This window comes from Marinicauda algicola (assembly GCF_017161425.1).
GTDB lineage: Bacteria > Pseudomonadota > Alphaproteobacteria > Caulobacterales > Maricaulaceae > Marinicauda > Marinicauda algicola.
This window is the reverse complement of record NZ_CP071057.1, coordinates 1,229,596-1,245,709: the sequence shown is the minus strand read 5'-3', so window position 1 is coordinate 1,245,709 and position 16,114 is coordinate 1,229,596. Positions and strand designations below refer to the sequence as shown.

Below are 16,114 nucleotides of genomic sequence, written 5' to 3'. Positions count from 1 at the left end.
CCAGGACAGGAGCCGTCTTTCGTGACCCTTCTTGAGCGCTTCTCCCCATTCGTGCAGTGGATCCGAAAGCTGACCGGGCGCGCCGGGGCGATCGTGCCGGTCGTGCGCCTGGAAGGCGTGATCGCAGCGGGTGGACGGGGAAACACGATCAATATCGCGCGCGTGGAGAAGGTTCTCGCGCGGGCCTTCTCGTTCAGGCATGCGCCCGCGGTCGCGCTCCTGGTCAACTCGCCCGGCGGCAGTCCGGTGCAGTCCAAGCTGATCCACGACCGCATCCGCGCCCTGGGGGAGGAGAAGAAGAAGCCGGTCCTGGTGTTCTGCGAGGACGTGGCGGCCTCGGGCGGCTACATGATCGCGTGCGCGGGCGACGAGATCTTCTGCGATCCGTCCTCGATCCTCGGCTCCATCGGCGTGATCTCGGCGAGCTTCGGCTTCACCGGGGCCATGGACAAGCTCGGCGTCGAGCGCCGCCTGCGCTCGGCAGGCGACAAGAAGGTGCTGAGCGATCCCTTCAGCGAGGAGACCGAGGAGCAGGCCGCGCGCATCGAACGCCTGATGGACCGCCTGCACGGCCATTTCATCGCGCTGGTCAAGAAGCGCCGCGGCGACAGGCTCGCCGAGGACGAGGAGCTCTTCTCCGGCCAGATATTCACCGGCGACGAGGCGGTCGATAACGGACTCGCCGACGGGATCGCCGATGTCCACACCAAGCTGCGCGAGCGCTTCGGCGCCGATGTGCGCGCCCGCCTGATGCCGGTGCCGAAGGGCGGTGCGCTCTCCAAGCTGATCGGGCAGGGCGCGGCGAGCCTCATGGAGGAGCTTGAGGCGCGCTCTGTCTGGTCGCGCTACGGGTTGTAGCCCATGGAATTTTTCACGATCGGCCTCGTCCTGCTCGCTGCCGTGCTCTTCTTCGCCCTGCGCGGACGCACCCGCCGGCGGCGCAGCGAGGCGGAGGAGGCGGCGCGCCGCGCCGTCGAACGCAGGCTCGACCGCGACGACAGCTGAGGCGCTCTCACGCCTTCCTGTAGAGGCTCTTCTCGAAGCGCCGGTGAACCCAGAACCACTGGGCCGGCGCCTCGAGGATGCGCGCCTCGATGAAGCGGTTGATCAGGGTGACCGTCTCGTGGATCGCCTCCGGCGCCCCCGGATCGGGGGTGTCTAGCGGTTCGTGGATGGTCACCACGAAGCGCGTGCCCTCCACCCGCCGGATCGACATCGGCACCAGCGGCGCGCCGTGACGCAGGGCGAGGCGGGCCGGGCCGGACGCCGTCATCGCCTCGCGCCCGAAGAACGGCGCGGCGATGCCGTCATTCATCTTCTGATCGTTCATCAGGGCGACCGAATAGCCCTCCTTCAGGGACTTCATGATCTCCTTCGCGCCCGAGCCGCCCTTGGGCGCGAGGATCTCCACCCCGTAGGCCTGGCGCTGGGAGATGATGCGCCGGTCGATGACCGGGTTGTTGGCGTGGCGGTAGGTGATACGGCAGCTCTTCAGGTACTGCATGATCACCGCGGCCATCAGCTCCCAGTTCGCGAAATGGCCCGAGAACAGCACCGCCGGCTCGCCCGAACGGTTGATCTCTTCCAGGATCTCCGCCCCCTCGACGCGGACCTGCTGCGAGTTCGCGCTCATGTCGAAACGGTGGGTGTTCGGGAATTCGCCGACCAGCCGGCCGAAATTGTCCCACATCTCGTCCGTCAGCGCGTCGATCTCGCGCTCGTGGGCATCGGGAAAAACGATCCGCATGTTCACGCGCGCGACGTGGTCGGCGCCGGTGAGCGGTCCGAGCCGGCGAAACAGCGCTCCGCCCGCCGCGCTCGCGCGGCCCAGGCCCATGGCGCGGAACAGGCCCTGATAGGCGTCCCAGCCCAGGGCTTCCGCGCGCCAGCCGATCTGTTGGAGGAACGATGCCATGAAACGGGTCTAGCCTTGCCCGGACGATCCGTCCACGGCCATTGAGAGCAGACCGCTCATCCTGTCCGGCGAGGCGAAGCGGGCCGCGACGGGCCAGGCGGGAATCCTCGCGCGCCATTCCTGCGGCAGGCGCACCCAGTCCTTCTCCGTCGTCACCAGCGTCGCGCGGTGCGCTTCGGCGAGATCGGCGAGCCGGGCGAGCTCGCGCGCGTTGAAGGCATGATGATCGGGAAAGCTCGCGGTTTCGGCGATCTCTCCGCCCGCCGCGGCGAGCGCATCGTAGAATTTCTGCGGCCGGCCGATCCCGGCGAAGGCCAGGAGCGGTCCCGCCGGCGGCGGGCCGGCAGGCTCGAGCCAGGCCCGCAGCACCGGGACCTCGAGATCGGCGAGGCTCAGGCGCACGTAATCCGGTTCGCTGCCGGCGTCCGGCATCATCACCACGACCGCGTCGGCGCGCGCGAGGCCGCGCTCGACCGGCTCGCGCAACGGCCCGGCGGGAAAGATCCTTCCGGCACCCCAGCCGGTCTCCCCGTCGACGACCACGAGGGAGAGGTCCTTGTGAAGCGTCGGGTTCTGGTGACCGTCGTCCATCACGATGCAGTCATGACCGGCCGCCTCGATGGCGCGGGCGCCGGCGACGCGGTGTTTCGCGATCCACGCCGCGTGATCCTGCGCGAGGAGGAGCGGCTCGTCGCCGACATCGCGCACCGAATGGGTTTCGGGATCGACCTTCGCCGGGCCGTCGAGCCGGCCCTTCCAGCCCCGGCTGAGTGCCGCGGGATGGTGGCCCGCCGCTTCGAGCATCGCGAGTAGGGCGCGCACGATCGGGGTCTTCCCGGTGCCACCTAGTGTGAGGTTGCCGACGCAAATAACCGGAATATAGACATTTTCAGGATCTGTCGTCTCGATGCGCCACTGGGTTGCCCAGGCATAGGCCGCGCCGAGCGGGGTGAGCAGCGCGCGGGTCAGCGCAGCCGACCCGCGGCCTGCATCGGTTTGCCAGAAGGCCGGCGGCCGCATCAGGATTCCTCCTCCGTTTCGGGTATCTCCCGCAACAATGCCTCGAGGGCGTCGAGCGTGACATCGAGCGCGCCGCCGTTCAGCGCGGCAAGCGCCGCCGCGGCGGCTTCCGGGGCCGGTCCCTCGCCGGACCAGATTCGGCGCACCGCGGCCGCGATCTCCTCCGCGCTGTCCGCGATGAGCACGCCGTCATGCTCGCGATAGGCGGCGTACACGTCCTCGAAGCTCGCCACGTGAGGCCCGCTGATCACCGCCGCTCCGGCGCGCGTGGCTTCCAGCGGATTGTGCCCGCCGATCCCGTCCACGAGACTGCCGGCGATGAACGCCGCGGGCGCGGCCACGAACCAGAGCGCCATCTCGCCGAGCGTGTCGGCGAGCCAGACGGGCGTGTCGGGGTCCGGGGCGTCGCCGGCCGAGCGGCGCGCGAAGCGAAGCCCTTCCCGGTCAAGAAGCCCGGCGATCTCGCCGGCCCGCTCCGGGTGGCGCGGGGCGAGGATCAGCAGCGCATCGGGCCGGTCGCGCAGCAGCGCGGCATGGGCCGCGATCAAAGTCTCGTCCTCGCCGGCATGGGTGCTCGCCGCGACCCAGGCCGGGCGGCCTCCGACGGCCTCGCGCACGGCCTGGAGCTTCTCCGGGTCCGGCAGGGCGGGCGCGGCCTCCAGCTTGAGGTTTCCGACTGGAACCAGCGGTTCGCCGATCAGGGCCGACAATCCCTCGGCCGTGCGCCGGTCGGCCGGGCCGATCCAGTCGAAGCAGGCGAGCAGCCAGCGCGCGCTGGCGCCCCAGCGCCGCCAGCTCTTCAGCGATGCCTCGTTCATGCGCGCATTGACCAGGGCCATCGGCGTGCCGGCCCGCGCGGTCTCGATGACCAGGTTGGGCCACAGCTCGCTCTCGGCAAAGACGGCGAGGTCGGGCTGCCAGTGATCGAGGAAGCGGCGCACCCAGTCGAGCCGGTCGACCGGCACATACTGGTGCAGCACGCGGATGCCCTTGCGTTCGGCGACGAGGTTCGCCGACGTGCGTGTGCCCGACGTGACGAGCACGTGAATACCGCCATCGCGGCCGGTCAGGCGCTCGGCCAGGGTGAGCGCAACGAGGCTCTCCCCGACGCTGGCCCCGTGGATCCAGACCAGCCGGCCTGCGGGACGGGGCAGGCTCGCCAGTCCGCGGCGTTCCGGGCTGCGCGCCGGATCCTCCTTGCCCGCGCGGGTCCGCCGGGCGAGTACGGCCGGCAGGAACGGGCCGGCCGCAGCCATCGCCAGGCGGTAGAGGGTAAGGCCGGTGGGAAGGGTCACGCGGGGCGCTCCTGGGCGGTGGCCTCGGCCGGTTCGATCAGGTCCGCGCCGCACAGGCGTTCGGCCTCCTGCGTCGCGGCGACCAGACGGTCTTCGAGCCGTTTGCGGCAGGCTTCAAGGGTTTCGGCATCGGCATCGGCGGGCACGTGCAGCGGCTCGCCCCACACGATCGCTCCCTTGGAAAAGGGCAGGGGCAGGACGAAGCGATCCCAGGACGACACCACGATGCGCGCGCGCGTCGACCAGCCGAGCAGGACGAGCGGGGCGCCGGTCGCGCGGGCGAGCTTGATCGCCCCGAGCGTCGCGCGGTAGCGCGGTCCCCGCGGTCCGTCCGGCGTCAGCGCCATGCAGCCGCCTGCCTCGACATGCCGCACCATCTCACGAAATGCGCTCAAGCTCCCCTTTTCCTTCGTCTTTTTCTGATTGCGCGAGGAGCCGCGCACGGTGCCGATCTGGTGAAGGGCAGCCACCTTGGCGACCACCTCGCCTTCGCGCGAGCGGGAGATGAGGATGGAGGCGGGCTGGGCGTCCTTCGGCCAGGCGGCGATGGTCATCAGCACGCGCCCGTGCCAGACGCAGCCGACGACACCCTCGCCGGACTCCCAGATGGCCTCCATCGGCTCCAGGCCCGAGCGCTGCCAGCGTGTGGTGTGCTTGACGAGGCTCATATAGCCCGCGAGGGCTGCGGCAAACGCCGTCTGGACCGGGCGCGAAAACAGGATGGCCTTGAGCATGGCCTCCTTGCTTGCCCGCCGCGCCGGGAAAATCAAGCGCCGCGTAGGCCCGGCTCGGGAGCGGGAGCCGGTTCGATGGGGCGCACCCCGCATGCGGCATCGGCCTGCGCATTGGCGGCGACGAGCCGGTCCTCGATCGTCCGGCGCGTCTGTTCGATCGCTTCAGCCTCGTCGCTCCCGGAGGCCGGTTCGACCGGCTCGCCCCACACGATCACTCCCTTGGAGAAGGGCAGCGGCAGGATCACCCGGTCCCAGGACTTGAACACGATGCGCCAGCGCGTCGACCAGCCCATGATGAGGACGTTCGCCCCGGTATCGAGTGCCAGCCTGGCCGCCCCCGGCGCGGCACGGTAGCGCGGCCCGCGCGGCCCGTCCGGGGTGAGGCCCATGCAGCCCCCGCTCTTCACGAACGAGACCATCTGCGGGTAGGCCTCGGCCCCGCCCTTGTCCTTGTCGAGTTTCTTGCGGTTGCGCGACGAGCCGCGGATGGTGCCGACGCCGAGCATGTCGGCGGTCCTGGTGATGAGATCGCCGTGAGACGAGCGCGACACCAGCACCTTGACCGGCTGCAGAGGCACCGGCCAGGTGGAGATCGCCCCCATCAGCCGGCCATGCCAGAAGGCGAGGATGACCCCCTTGGGATTCTTCCAGTGCGTCTCGACATGCTGACGCCCGTGCACCTCCCAGCGCACGGTGTGCTTGACGAGCTTCATGTAGCCGGCGACGAGCGCGGCAATCGTGTTGCGAACCGGGGCCGCGGCGATGACGGACTTGATCATGGACGCATGTGCTCGCCGATTGCCTGAACGGGGTCAAGCAACGCGAGCATGCATTGTGATCGCGACAGGCTGGCCCGGCTTGCAAGCCCGGGGTCCAGCGCTTAATTGGCGCCGATGACTTACGACCTTTCCGATCCGGCCGATTACAGCCGCGCGCTGCGCGGGCTGATGTGGGGCGACCACGGCGTCCTGCGCCTGGCGTTCAAGAATTTCCGCCCCGTCGGCGAAGGGATGTGGCGCGGCAACCAGCCGAGCCCGGCGCGCCTCAAGGACCTCAAGGAGATGGGGTTCAAGACCATCCTCAACCTGCGTGGCAAGCAGCCGGGGCGTCATTACTACGACCTCGAGCATCACACGGCGAAGGAGCTCGGCCTCGAGGTCGTCGACCTTCCCTGGGGGTCGCGCGAGGCGCCGTATGTGGAGCGGATCGAACAGCTGATCGAGGTCTTCGATTCGATCGAGTATCCTGCCTTCATGCACTGCAAGTCCGGCGCGGACCGGGCCGGCATCGTCGCCGTGCTCTACAAGCTGCTGCACGAGGGCGCGCCCTTCGAGGAAGCGATTCAGCAGCTCTCCTTCCGCTACGGTCATATCCGCCAGGGCAAGACCGGCATGCTGGATCACTTCTTCGATCTCTATCGCGAGCGCAATGCCCGCGAGCCCATCGACTTTCTCACCTGGGTGCGAACCGAGTACGACCGGCAGGCCTGCCACGACAGCTTCATGGCAAGCTGGTGGGGCTCGATCCTGACGGAGAAGCTGCTGCGGCGGGAGTAGGGTCTAACCCTCGCTGAACTGAAGCTTCGCCAGTTCCGCGTAGAGGCCCCCCTGGGCGGTGAGTTCCTCGTGCGTACCGCGCTCGACGATACGGCCCTGCTTCATCACCACGATCGCATCGGCCCGGCGCACGGTGGCGAGCCGATGGGCGATGACGAGGGTGGTGCGGTCTTTGGACAGCCGCTCGAGCGCCTCCTGGACGCGGGCCTCCGACTGGGCGTCGAGCGCGCTGGTCGCCTCGTCGAGCAGCAGGATCGGGGCGTCCTTCAGGATCGCGCGCGCGATCGCGATTCGCTGGCGCTGTCCGCCCGACAGCGCCGAGCCGCGCGGGCCGACCCTCGTGGCGTAGCCCTCCGGCAGGGCCGAGATGAAATCGTGCGCATCGGCGGTCTGCGCCGCAGCCTCGATCTCCTCATCGCTCGCATCGAGCCGGCCGAAGGCGATATTGGCGCGCACCGTGTCGTCGAACAGGGTGATGTCCTGGCTGACGAGCGAGACAGCGCCCCTCAGCGAGGCGATCGTGACACGGGCGATGTCCTGCCCGTCGATCTCCACCCGGCCCGAGCGCGGATCGTAGAGGCGCGGGATGAGGTTCAGCAGGGTCGTCTTGCCCGAGCCCGACGGGCCGACGAGCGCAACGGTTTTCCCCGCCGGCACGGTGAGGCTCACATGGTCGAGAGCGCTGATGCCGGGCTCGTAACCGAACTCGACCTCGTCGAAGACGATCTCGGCGCCTTTCACCTTCAGCGGCTTGGCGTCCTTCGCTTCGGTCAGCTGCGGCGCCTCGTCGAGCACGGCGAAGACGCGCTGCACGACCGCGAGGCCCTCCTGGATGACGCCGGAGAGCGAGCCGAGGGCGCGGGCGGCCGGGCTGATCACCAGCACCGCGCCCACGATGCCGAGCAGGTCCTCGATCCCCGATTCCCCCTGCACCGAGCGCCAGGCCAGCAGAGCCAGCACGCCGGCGAGCGCGAGCATGCCGGCCACCTCCATCACAGGCTCGATCATCGCGCGAAAGCGCGTCATCGACAGCAGCAGGCGGAATCGGTCCTGGAAGCGTGCCCGCGCACGCTCCCTGGCGTAGGGCTCGAGGGAAAAGGTCTTGACCATACGCGCGCCCGACAGGCTCTCCTCCAGGAAGCCGGTCACGTCGCCCATCTGGGTCTGCACCTGGTCGGAGCGATGGCGGATCATCTTGCCGATCCTCAGCACCGGCTGGCTGGCCAGCGGCAGGACGACGAGCACGAACAGGGCAAGCGCCCAGTCGATCCAGAGCATCCAGGCGATGCCGAAGACGATCATGAACACGTCGCGCGTGAGATTGTTCGCGGAGCGGATGAGGCTCTCGCGCAGCATGGTGATGTCGTTGGTGAAACGGGAGATGATCGAGCCCGTCGACTGGCGCTGCAGGCGCGCGAAGTCGGCATTCATGTACTGGGCGTACATGGCGTTCTGCAGGTCGCGCATGACCGAGAGGGCGAGCCGGTTTGTCGCCAGGGTCTGGCCGTAGAGGCTGAGCGAGCGCACGAGCCCGAGAACCAGGAACATGGCCGGGGCGAGCCAGATCGCGCGCGGATCGGCCGTCTTGATCATCTCACCGGCATAGTGCAGCGCCCCGGCATAGCTGGAGCCGGCTGCGGCCGTGACGAGCGAGAGCAGGATTCCCCACGCCAGCACCCGCCATTTTGGCCGCACCCAGTCGCGCCACAGCCGCCGGGCGAGCCTCAGGCTCTTCTCCGGCGGCGGGGCTGCCGGCGGGGCGGGAAGGGCGGTCTCGCTCAGGAGGACGAACCCTCTCTCGTGCCCGCCTTGCCGTCCTCGGCCGGGTCGAGCAGCTTGTGGGCGTGGATGATGAAATAGCGCATGTGGGCATTGTCGACCGTGCGCTGGGCGGCGTTGCGCCAGGCCTTCTTGGCCTCCGCGTAATTCGGGTAGGCGCCGACGAAGTCGATCGCGTCGAGATCCTTGAACTCGTGGGCCTGTGGCCCGACGTCTTTCAGTTCGCCGCCGATGACGAGGTGAAGGCGCTGCTTGTCTTCGCTCATCGCTTCAATCGTTCTTTTTCAGTGAGGGGAGGGAGATCAGATCAGGCGCTCTAATAACAGGGCATGCAGGCGGGGGCCAGCCGCGAGCGGCGGCGGCTGGCGGGGCGTGTCGAGATCGTAGCGCAGCGCGCGCCCGTCGCGCGAGGTGACGACTCCGCCGGCCTCCTCCACGAGGAGATGGCCCGCGATGAGGTCCCAGTCCCATTTCGGACGCACCGCCACGACCGCGTCGTGAGCGCCGCACGCCACGAGCGCCAGACGCAATGCGACCGAGTTCACGGTGTGGGCTTTCGCGCCGAGATCCCTCAGCGCCACGAGCCGGCCGGGGTCGCCGAGGATGCGCGCCCCGTCGAGGCGGTCCTGGTCGCTGACCCAGATCCGGTCCCCGTTGCGAAACGCCCCGCCTTCCCGAGACGCCGCGTAGAGCGCCTCCTCGCACGGGTCGTAGAGCACGCCGGCCAGGGGATGACCCTTGTCGAGGACGCCGATCGAGACGACGAATTCCGGCCGGTGCTTGATGAAGGCGCGCGTGCCGTCGAGCGGGTCGACGACGAAGCTGCGGTCCTTTTCCAGCCGGCTCTCGTCGTCCGGGTTCTCCTCCGACAGCCAGCCATAGTCCGGCCGCGCCGCGGTCAGGCGCTCGCGGATGATCCGGTTGGCGGCGTAGTCGGCCTCGGTGACCGGGTCGTTGCCTCCCTTGTCCCAGATCTTCGGGTCCTGGCGGTAATAACCCATGATCGCGTCGCCGGCGGCCTTTGCCGCATCGGCGATCAGGGCGAGGTCTTCGGCCGCGTCATGCAAGATCGCGCCCCTCTAGCGTCCGCCGACCGACAGCGCGTCGACGAGCACGCTCGGCGCGTTGGTCGCATGCTCGAACTCGAGATCGCTGCCCGGTTCCAGGCGGGCGAACATGTCGAGCAGATTGCCCGCGACCGTCATCTCGCTGACCGGATAGGCGATCTTCCCATTCTCGATCGCGAAGCCGGCCACGCCGACCGACCAGTCACCGGTATTCTCGTTGAGCGAGGGGCCGAACATCTCGGTCACGAGCAGGCCGTTTCCGGCATCGGCGATCAGCTCCTGCCTCGTGCGTTCGCCGGGGGCGAGATGGACGTTCGAGGTGCGGATGCCGGGCGGGGAGCCCAGTCCCTGGCTGGCATGACCGGTCAGCGGCAGGCCGAGCTGGCGCGCGCTGGAGGCGTTCAGGAGCCAGGTCGTGACCACCCCGTCCTCGACCAGGGCCCTGGCCCTGACCGGGACGCCCTCGCCGTCGAAGGCGCGCGAGCCGTGACCCCAGGGCTTCAGGGGATCCTCGATGATGTCGATTCCTTCAGCGAACACTCGCTCGCCCATCTTGCCGCGCAGGAAGGACGTCCCGCGCGCGATGGCGGGCCCGGAGATCGCGCCGAGGAAGGAGGAGACGAAGGTCGTGGCGACCCGCTCGTCGAACACGACGGGCATCTTGCCGCTCGCCATCTTGGTCGAGCCGAGCCGGGCCGCCGCGCGCTCGCCGGCGATGCGTCCGATCTCCTCCGGGCTCTTGAGATCTTCGAATCGCCGCGAGGAATGGCCCTTGAAATCGCGTTCCATCTGCCCGTCGCGCTTGGCGAGCGGGGCGATGCCGAGGCTGCAGCTGGAACTGCGCCGGCCGGCCGAGAACCCGTTCGAGGTGACGAGCGCGACCGCGCCCGCCCCGAAGCTCGCCCCGGCCGAGGCGATGGTCTCGACATGGTCGACCTTAAGGGCGGCCTCCTCCATGGCGAGGCCGAGCCTCTCGAGCACGTCCGGGTCCCAGTCGCGGTCCTCGTAGAGGGGGATGTCCGGGATGGACCTGGCGAGCTCGCCGGGCTCGACGAGGCCGCAATAGCGGTCTTCGGGGGCGACCCTGGCCATGGCGAGCGCACGCTCCACCGCGAGCGTCCGCCCGGCCTCGGAGAGATCGGAAAAGGCGACGCCGGCCTGGCGCTTGCCGATGAAGACGCGCAGCCCCGCATCGCGCGATTCCGAGCGCTCGAGGTCTTCGAGCGCGCCGTTGCGGATAGAGGCCTCCAGGGCCCGGCCTTCCACGAGGCCGGCCTCGGCGGCATCGGCGCCGGCCTTCATGGCGCGACGCACGAGATCGTCGGCGATCTCGACCAGGGCCTCGGGATCGATGGCGGAGCGGGGCTCGGCGGGAGCGGGGGCTGTATCGGTCATGGGCAAAGCTCATAGCGCGTCGGGCTCTCGCCCCGCAACGCGCCGCGGGCAGTGCCCGCTCCCGCCGGAGCCGGTTTCGCTCAGAGAATGGCGTGCACCACCAGCCCGGCACCGAGCAGCAGGTAGACCAGCAGGGTGAGGCTGGAGCCCAGGATGCGCGCCGGGCTGGGGCCGGGATCGGTCGACAGGCCGTAGGCATGCGCGAACCGCCCCACGGTCAGCGTCGCGCCGAGCGCGTGAATGGTCAGCGCCGGGGCGTTCATCATGGCGAGGACGAGAAGCCCGACCAAAGCGCCCGGCGCCCATTCGGCGCCATTCGCGTGGATCCGGATAAGGCGCAGCAGGTCGCCGCCTTCGCCCTCGCCGAGCGAGACCTTGTGCTTGCGCCGGCCCATGGAGACCCGTGCGCCGAGCACGAGCAGGATCAGCAGGTTGAGCCCTGTGTAGAGGGCAACGGCATCGATGGCTGACATGAGGTTCCTCCCCTGAAGCCGCCTGCCGGCCCTGTGCCGTCAGGCCTGATCGGATGGCGGCAGGCTCGCCGCCTCCCTGATGGCGGCAGCCAGCGCATCGGGGGCCTCGGCCCCGGAAACGGCGAAGCGGCCGTTGAAGATGAAGCAGGGCACGCCCTGGACCCCGAGCGAGCGGTAGAAGCGTTCCTCGCGGAGCACCTCCTGCTCGTCGCGCGGCGTCTCGAGGAGATCGGCGACGATCTGGGCGTCGAGCCCGGCTTCCCCGGAGATCTCGGCGAGCACCGTGCGGTCGGAAATGTCGCGCAGTTCCTCGAAGAAGGCCTTGAAGAGCCGGTCGGCCGCTTCCTCGCCGAGCCCCTGGCCCTGCGCCCAGCGGATCACGCGGTGGGCGTCGAGCGTGTTCGGCCGCTTCGGAATGGAATCGAAATTGAAGACGATGCCGACCTCGGGGCCCGCGGCCTCGAGATGGTCACGCATCGCCTTCCAGCGCTCGGACGAGCCGCCGGAGAATTTCTTAGCCATGTAGCTCGGATAGTCGACGCCTTCGCGCGGCACGGTCGGATCGAGCTGGAAGGGGCGCAGCACCGTCTCGGTCTCGATCTCCCCGGCGAGCTTTCGCGCCCGGTCCCAGTAGCGATGGCCGAGCCAGCACCAGGGGCAGACGACATCGAGGACAAGGTCGACGGACACGGTCATGGGGCGAGCCTAGGCGGGAGAGTGAGTCGGGGGAAGGGGCGCTGCGATGCTACCCGGCATCCGGCTGCCTGCTCGGATGGGCCGCCGCGAACTCCGGCACCGCCTGCGCCGCCGCATTGGCCGCGACGAGCTTGGGAAACGGCTCCAGGTCCACCCCGAAGCGCTCGGCGTTGAACATCTGCGGCATGAGATAGATTTCCGCCATGGAGGGGCCTTCGCCGAACAGAAAGCCGCCTGCACCGTCCAGGGGAGAGACCATCTCCTCGAGCGCCTCGAAGCCGAGCGTGATCCAGTGCCGCGCCCAGTCGGGACCGGCCTCCTCCGCGCCGGTCAGCGCCTTCACCTTCTTCAGCACGCGCAGGTTCTGGATGGGGTGGATGTCGCACCCGATGGCCGCGCAGAAGGCGCGCACCTTCGCCCGCAGCATCGGATCGCCCGGAAGCAGCGCGGGCTGCGGCCAGGTTTCCTCGATCCATTCCAGGATCGCCGGGCTCTGGGTCAGCGTGGCGCCTTCGACCTCGAGCGCCGGTACGAGGCCTTGCGGGTTCCTCGCCTTGAACCCGGCCTGCGACTGCTCGCCCTTGACCAGATTGACCGGCACATAGTCGTACGCGACGCCCTTGTAATTCAGCGCGGCGCGCACGCGCCAGGTCGTGCCCGACCGAAAATACCCGTAAAGCACCGGTTTCATTGCGGCTTTCTCCCTTCCCTGCGGCGGGGGATGAATTTAGTTACAAATGATACTATTCTCCTGTAAGAGACTGCGCATGCCGGGCGCGGCGATCAAGTCCCGCGCCGCGCAAACCGATTCTAGGAATATCTGAAGGAGCGCCCCATGGCTGACCTGTTCGAGAACCCGCTCGGCACCGACGGCTTCGAGTTCGTCGAGTACACCCATCCCGAGCCGGAGAAGCTGGATGCCCTGTTCCGCAAGCTCGGCTTCACCCCGGTCTCCAGGCACCCCTCGAAGGACATCGTCCGCTACAAGCAGGGCGACATCAATTTCCTCGTAAACAAGGAGACCTCCGGCCAGGCGGCGCGATTCCGCAAGGAACACGGCCCGTCGGCAAACGCGATGGCGTTCCGCATCAAGGGCGACGCGAAGGAGGCCTACAGGAAGGCGCTCGAGCGTGGCGCGGAGGCTTTCGGAGAGGGCATCTGGACCGACGCGGAGAAGGTCCCGGCCATCAAGGGCATCGGCGGCTCGGTCCTCTATCTCGTCGACACCTACGGCGAGCAGACGATCTACGACGACTGGGAACCGACCGGCGAGGAAGACGATGGCGGCGTCGGCCTCGAGGTCCTCGACCACCTCACCCACAACGTCCATTTCGGCAACATGGACAAGTGGGCCGGGTTCTATGAAAACGTCTTCAACTTCCGCGAAATCCGCTATTTCGACATCAAGGGCCAGCACACGGGCCTGAAGTCGCGCGCCATGACCGGCCCGTGCGGCAAGCTGAAGATCCCGCTCAACGAAAGCTCCGACGACGAATCCCAGATCGCCGAATACCTGCGCGACTACAATGGCGAGGGCATCCAGCACATCGCCCTGACCACGCCGCGCATCTATTCCACGGTCGAGGAGATGCGCGAGAAGGGCGTCGACTTCCAGTCCACGCCGAAGACCTATTACGAGCTCGTCGACGAGCGCATCCCGGGTCATGGCGAGGACCTGGAACGGCTTAAGAAGAATTCCATCCTGATCGACGGCGATGTGGAGAGCGAGGAGGGCCTGCTGCTGCAGATCTTCACGCAGAACGCGATCGGCCCGATCTTCTTCGAGATCATCCAGCGCAAGGGCAATGAGGGCTTCGGCGAGGGCAATTTCAAGGCCCTGTTCGAATCCATCGAGCTCGACCAGATCCGGCGCGGCGTGATCAAGCCGAAGACCACCGCGGCCGAGTGATGGACGACGCCGCGAAGCTCGGCAGGCGCGAAGGCGAGGGCGCGGGGGATCATCCCCTGCGCCTTCCCGCCTATCTGCCCTACCGGCTCTCGGTGGCGTCGAACAAGGTTTCCGGCCTGATCGCGAAGGCCTACCAGTCCCGCTTCGGCCTTTCGATCCAGGAATGGCGGGTGATCGCCGTGCTCGGTGAGGGCACCCCGCTCACCGCCCAGGCGATCTGCGAGGCGACCGCCATGGACAAGGTCTCCGTCAGCCGCGCGATCCGGGCCCTCGACGAGCGCGATCTCGTGCGCCGCAAGCAGCGCGAGAGCGACCGGCGCGCCAGCGATGTGGTCCTCACCGGCGAAGGTCGGCGGATCTATGACGAGATCGCCCCGCTCGCCCTCGATTACGAGCGTGCGCTTCTGGAAGGGCTGAGCGCGGGCGAGCGCGAGACGCTGATGGAACTGCTGGCCCGCCTCGAACGCCGCGCCGAGCAGCTGACGGGGAAGGGGGCGTTCGCGGCCCCTGAAACCGCGGGCAAGTGAAAGGGGACCGGGCTTCGCCCCCCTTCCGTCCCGCGGCGCTTGTCCCCGGACCCGCCTGGGGGCCGGAGCGGCGGGCCGGGCCTGTCCTCCCCTCTAGGGGCCGCAAAGGGGCCGGTGCCCGATGTGTACGCGGGTCCCGAGACTGCGTCCGGACCTACCCCGTCACCACCAGGCTCAGCCACTGGGCGGCCAGTGCCGGGCTCGCGCTGCCTTCGATCTCGACGGTGCAGTCCTGGACGAGCTGTATCTGGCCGGGCTTTCTTTCCTCCGCGCTCTTCAGCGTGAACACGCCGCGCAGCTTCGAGCCGACGCGCACGGGGCTGAGGAAACGCACCTTGTCGAAGCCGTAATTGATGCCGATCACCTTGTCGGGAAAGGGCGGCAGGGCCTGTCCCGCAAAATGGCTGAGCATGGACAGGGTAAGGAAACCGTGCGCGATCGGACCGCCGAACGGGGTTTCCCTGGCCGCGCGCTCCGGATCGACATGGATGAACTGATGATCCAGCGTCACGTCGGCAAAGGCGTCGACGCGGTCCTGGTCGATGAGGAACCAGTCCGAGCGATGGGTCTCGCCGATCCGGCTCTTGTAGGTGTCGAGAATGCTCATACGCGCGATCTGAAACCGATACGCGCGGACGGTCAAGCAGACGTCGAAGCCGGTCTCACACGCGGCCCGCGACGAGGCGGGCCACGTAGAAGGTGATCCCGGCACCGGCGAGCAGCGCCAGCGGAAGAAGGTCGACGAAGCCGCCGGCGCGCACTTCCGTCTCCGCCAGTGCGACGGACAGGGCACCGGCAGCCACGAGCTGTCCCCAGGCCGCAAGCGCAATCAGGGCGCGCGCCATATTCACGAGATTTTCCCCAGTTTCAGCCATCCCCTCGAGGCCGGCGCGACATTAGAAGCCCCGCGCCTGGGGGGTCAAGGTTAACTCCCTCAGCGGTTGAGGGTCCCGCATCTACTGTGGTCGCAGGGCCATACTCCGCGTTGGGATAACGTTAATGCGGGCGAGCGAGACTGGTTCCCCGTCAGCCGTGCGAGCTTCACATGAGCCGTCCGCCCGTCCTCGATCTCGACCATCTGGCCCGCTACACCGCCGCGGACGAGGCGCTGGAGGCCGAGCTGTTTGCTTTGTTCACGAGCCAGACCGAAAACTGTCTGGCCCGGATGATGGAGACCGGTGACGGCGAGGCTTTCAAGGCGGCGGTGCACACGCTGAAAGGCGCGGCACGCGGCATCGGTGCGTTTGCCCTCGGCGAAGCCTGTGCACAGGCCGAGGCGCGTCCGCTGGAACCCGAAGCGATCGGCCATATCCGTGACTGCGCTCGGGAAACCCTTGCCCGGATCGGGCAGGTGCTCGCCGAACGCCCGCGCTAGGCGCGCGTGCGGTCCCACACCTCGAACTCGTAGGCGATCGAGCGCTCGACCAGTTCGCGCCAGACCGGCTCGGCGATCTCGCGCGGCAGGCCGGCCCGGCGTGCCTCGGCGAGCACCTTGGTCAGGACGTCCTCGATCCGCGTCTCGTCGCGCACGGTGCCGCGGTGCGGCTTGATGCGCGCGGCCGCGTCCATGTAGCGCGTACGCTCGGCGATCAGCGCGACCAGGGCGCGGTCCAGCCGGTCGACCCCGTCGCGGACCTCCTCCATCGAGGCGCAGTCCTGCGGCCGGGTGCGCGCATCGAGCGCGTTGAGATCGATCATGGCGGCGTCCTTCTCGAACCGGTCACACCGGGGCGTTATAGGAGGGGTGG

General features: G+C 68.5%; 21 protein-coding genes. 6 read left to right on the top strand and 15 right to left on the bottom strand.

The window, feature by feature from the left end; translation table 11 throughout:
• Positions 1-21 precede the first annotated feature (21 nt).
• Together JW792_RS06155 and JW792_RS06150 are read left to right on the top strand one after the other, a co-directional pair.
• Entirely contained in the window at positions 22-858 is an 837-nt protein-coding gene (locus tag JW792_RS06155; protein ID WP_206340918.1) for a S49 family peptidase, read from the top strand.
• A 3-nt stretch (positions 859-861) separates the two neighbouring features.
• Complete coding sequence (locus JW792_RS06150; RefSeq protein ID WP_158291661.1) at positions 862-1,005, top strand: hypothetical protein; 144 nt, start codon at positions 862-864, stop codon at positions 1,003-1,005.
• Between the two features lie 7 nt (positions 1,006-1,012).
• Here the strand turns inward: JW792_RS06150 and JW792_RS06145 are convergent, their stop codons facing one another.
• Genes JW792_RS06145 through JW792_RS06125 form a run of 5 tightly spaced genes read right to left on the bottom strand, consistent with a single transcriptional unit; the run spans position 1,013 to position 5,743 of the window.
• Positions 1,013-1,915, bottom strand: a complete 903-nt coding sequence (locus JW792_RS06145) for a lysophospholipid acyltransferase family protein (RefSeq protein WP_135997531.1) — start codon at positions 1,913-1,915, stop codon at positions 1,013-1,015.
• 9 nt (positions 1,916-1,924) lie between these two features.
• The gene (gene lpxK, locus JW792_RS06140; RefSeq protein ID WP_420871265.1) at positions 1,925-2,941 is read right to left on the bottom strand and encodes a tetraacyldisaccharide 4'-kinase; all 1,017 of its coding nucleotides are present in this window, start codon (positions 2,939-2,941) and stop codon (positions 1,925-1,927) included.
• Entirely contained in the window at positions 2,935-4,230 is a 1,296-nt protein-coding gene (locus JW792_RS06135) for a 3-deoxy-D-manno-octulosonic acid transferase (RefSeq protein ID WP_135997533.1), read from the bottom strand. The genes lpxK and JW792_RS06135 overlap by 7 nt, the downstream gene beginning before the upstream one ends.
• A complete protein-coding gene (locus JW792_RS06130; protein WP_158291662.1) occupies positions 4,227-4,964 on the bottom strand; it encodes a lysophospholipid acyltransferase family protein in 738 nt (245 codons plus the stop codon). The genes JW792_RS06135 and JW792_RS06130 overlap by 4 nt, the downstream gene beginning before the upstream one ends.
• A gap of 32 nt (positions 4,965-4,996) precedes the next feature.
• Positions 4,997-5,743, bottom strand: a complete 747-nt coding sequence (locus JW792_RS06125; RefSeq protein WP_135997535.1) for a lysophospholipid acyltransferase family protein — start codon at positions 5,741-5,743, stop codon at positions 4,997-4,999.
• Positions 5,744-5,857: 114 nt separating this feature from the next.
• Between JW792_RS06125 and JW792_RS06120 the strand changes: the two genes are divergently transcribed.
• Positions 5,858-6,520 carry a protein tyrosine phosphatase family protein gene (locus JW792_RS06120; RefSeq protein ID WP_135997536.1) on the top strand — a complete coding sequence of 221 codons (663 nt, stop codon included), beginning with the start codon at positions 5,858-5,860 and terminating at the stop codon, positions 6,518-6,520.
• A gap of 3 nt (positions 6,521-6,523) precedes the next feature.
• Here the strand turns inward: JW792_RS06120 and JW792_RS06115 are convergent, their stop codons facing one another.
• From JW792_RS06115 to maiA, 7 genes are all read right to left on the bottom strand, one after another.
• Positions 6,524-8,197, bottom strand: a complete 1,674-nt coding sequence (locus tag JW792_RS06115) for an ABC transporter ATP-binding protein (protein ID WP_241095080.1) — start codon at positions 8,195-8,197, stop codon at positions 6,524-6,526.
• Positions 8,198-8,298: 101 nt separating this feature from the next.
• On the bottom strand, positions 8,299-8,565 hold the full coding sequence (locus JW792_RS06110) for a DUF4170 domain-containing protein (protein ID WP_135997537.1): 267 nt from the start codon (positions 8,563-8,565) through the stop codon (positions 8,299-8,301).
• 36 nt (positions 8,566-8,601) lie between these two features.
• On the bottom strand, positions 8,602-9,366 hold the full coding sequence (locus JW792_RS06105; RefSeq protein ID WP_241095079.1) for a 3'(2'),5'-bisphosphate nucleotidase CysQ: 765 nt from the start codon (positions 9,364-9,366) through the stop codon (positions 8,602-8,604).
• 12 nt (positions 9,367-9,378) lie between these two features.
• Positions 9,379-10,761, bottom strand: a complete 1,383-nt coding sequence (locus JW792_RS06100) for a TldD/PmbA family protein (RefSeq protein WP_135997538.1) — start codon at positions 10,759-10,761, stop codon at positions 9,379-9,381.
• 80 nt (positions 10,762-10,841) lie between these two features.
• Positions 10,842-11,234: an MAPEG family protein gene (locus JW792_RS06095; RefSeq protein ID WP_135997539.1), complete on the bottom strand. Its 393-nt coding sequence runs from the start codon at positions 11,232-11,234 to the stop codon at positions 10,842-10,844.
• Positions 11,235-11,273: 39 nt separating this feature from the next.
• Complete coding sequence (locus JW792_RS06090) at positions 11,274-11,930, bottom strand: DsbA family oxidoreductase (RefSeq protein ID WP_135997540.1); 657 nt, start codon at positions 11,928-11,930, stop codon at positions 11,274-11,276.
• Positions 11,931-11,979: 49 nt separating this feature from the next.
• A complete protein-coding gene (maiA, locus tag JW792_RS06085) occupies positions 11,980-12,621 on the bottom strand; it encodes a maleylacetoacetate isomerase (RefSeq protein WP_135997541.1) in 642 nt (213 codons plus the stop codon).
• 144 nt (positions 12,622-12,765) lie between these two features.
• Here maiA and hppD point away from each other — a divergent pair, with 144 nt between their 5' ends.
• Positions 12,766-13,839, top strand: coding sequence for a 4-hydroxyphenylpyruvate dioxygenase (gene hppD, locus JW792_RS06080; protein ID WP_135997542.1), 1,074 nt, complete (start codon positions 12,766-12,768; stop codon positions 13,837-13,839).
• Positions 13,839-14,366 (top strand): MarR family winged helix-turn-helix transcriptional regulator, encoded by a 528-nt coding sequence (locus JW792_RS06075; protein ID WP_135997543.1) that lies wholly within the window; start codon positions 13,839-13,841, stop codon positions 14,364-14,366. Before hppD ends, JW792_RS06075 begins: the two co-directional genes overlap by 1 nt.
• Before the next feature lie 154 nt (positions 14,367-14,520).
• Here the strand turns inward: JW792_RS06075 and JW792_RS06070 are convergent, their stop codons facing one another.
• Positions 14,521-14,973: a MaoC family dehydratase gene (locus JW792_RS06070; RefSeq protein ID WP_135997544.1), complete on the bottom strand. Its 453-nt coding sequence runs from the start codon at positions 14,971-14,973 to the stop codon at positions 14,521-14,523.
• 55 nt (positions 14,974-15,028) lie between these two features.
• Entirely contained in the window at positions 15,029-15,217 is a 189-nt protein-coding gene (locus tag JW792_RS06065; protein ID WP_135997545.1) for a hypothetical protein, read from the bottom strand.
• A 194-nt stretch (positions 15,218-15,411) separates the two neighbouring features.
• Between JW792_RS06065 and JW792_RS06060 the strand changes: the two genes are divergently transcribed.
• On the top strand, positions 15,412-15,741 hold the full coding sequence (locus tag JW792_RS06060) for an Hpt domain-containing protein (RefSeq protein WP_135997546.1): 330 nt from the start codon (positions 15,412-15,414) through the stop codon (positions 15,739-15,741).
• Here the strand turns inward: JW792_RS06060 and JW792_RS06055 are convergent.
• Positions 15,738-16,064 carry a chorismate mutase gene (locus JW792_RS06055; RefSeq protein ID WP_135997547.1) on the bottom strand — a complete coding sequence of 109 codons (327 nt, stop codon included), beginning with the start codon at positions 16,062-16,064 and terminating at the stop codon, positions 15,738-15,740. The genes JW792_RS06060 and JW792_RS06055 overlap by 4 nt on opposite strands.
• Positions 16,065-16,114 lie beyond the last annotated feature (50 nt).

What these genes read in the sequence shown, in the direction of transcription:
- JW792_RS06100 (WP_135997538.1), bottom strand. Translation starts at nt 10,761, where the DNA reads ATGACCGATACAGCCCCCGCTCCCGCCGAGCCCCGCTCCGCCATCGAT.
- JW792_RS06145 (WP_135997531.1), bottom strand. Translation starts at nt 1,915, where the DNA reads ATGGCATCGTTCCTCCAACAGATCGGCTGGCGCGCGGAAGCCCTGGGC.
- JW792_RS06150 (WP_158291661.1), top strand. Translation starts at nt 862, where the DNA reads ATGGAATTTTTCACGATCGGCCTCGTCCTGCTCGCTGCCGTGCTCTTC.
- hppD (WP_135997542.1), top strand. Translation starts at nt 12,766, where the DNA reads ATGGCTGACCTGTTCGAGAACCCGCTCGGCACCGACGGCTTCGAGTTC.
- JW792_RS06120 (WP_135997536.1), top strand. Translation starts at nt 5,858, where the DNA reads ATGACTTACGACCTTTCCGATCCGGCCGATTACAGCCGCGCGCTGCGC.
- JW792_RS06075 (WP_135997543.1), top strand. Translation starts at nt 13,839, where the DNA reads ATGGACGACGCCGCGAAGCTCGGCAGGCGCGAAGGCGAGGGCGCGGGG.
- JW792_RS06090 (WP_135997540.1), bottom strand. Translation starts at nt 11,930, where the DNA reads ATGACCGTGTCCGTCGACCTTGTCCTCGATGTCGTCTGCCCCTGGTGC.
- JW792_RS06095 (WP_135997539.1), bottom strand. Translation starts at nt 11,234, where the DNA reads ATGTCAGCCATCGATGCCGTTGCCCTCTACACAGGGCTCAACCTGCTG.
- JW792_RS06110 (WP_135997537.1), bottom strand. Translation starts at nt 8,565, where the DNA reads ATGAGCGAAGACAAGCAGCGCCTTCACCTCGTCATCGGCGGCGAACTG.
- JW792_RS06055 (WP_135997547.1), bottom strand. Translation starts at nt 16,064, where the DNA reads ATGATCGATCTCAACGCGCTCGATGCGCGCACCCGGCCGCAGGACTGC.
- JW792_RS06070 (WP_135997544.1), bottom strand. Translation starts at nt 14,973, where the DNA reads ATGAGCATTCTCGACACCTACAAGAGCCGGATCGGCGAGACCCATCGC.
- JW792_RS06130 (WP_158291662.1), bottom strand. Translation starts at nt 4,964, where the DNA reads ATGCTCAAGGCCATCCTGTTTTCGCGCCCGGTCCAGACGGCGTTTGCC.
- maiA (WP_135997541.1), bottom strand. Translation starts at nt 12,621, where the DNA reads ATGAAACCGGTGCTTTACGGGTATTTTCGGTCGGGCACGACCTGGCGC.
- JW792_RS06060 (WP_135997546.1), top strand. Translation starts at nt 15,412, where the DNA reads ATGAGCCGTCCGCCCGTCCTCGATCTCGACCATCTGGCCCGCTACACC.
- JW792_RS06125 (WP_135997535.1), bottom strand. Translation starts at nt 5,743, where the DNA reads ATGATCAAGTCCGTCATCGCCGCGGCCCCGGTTCGCAACACGATTGCC.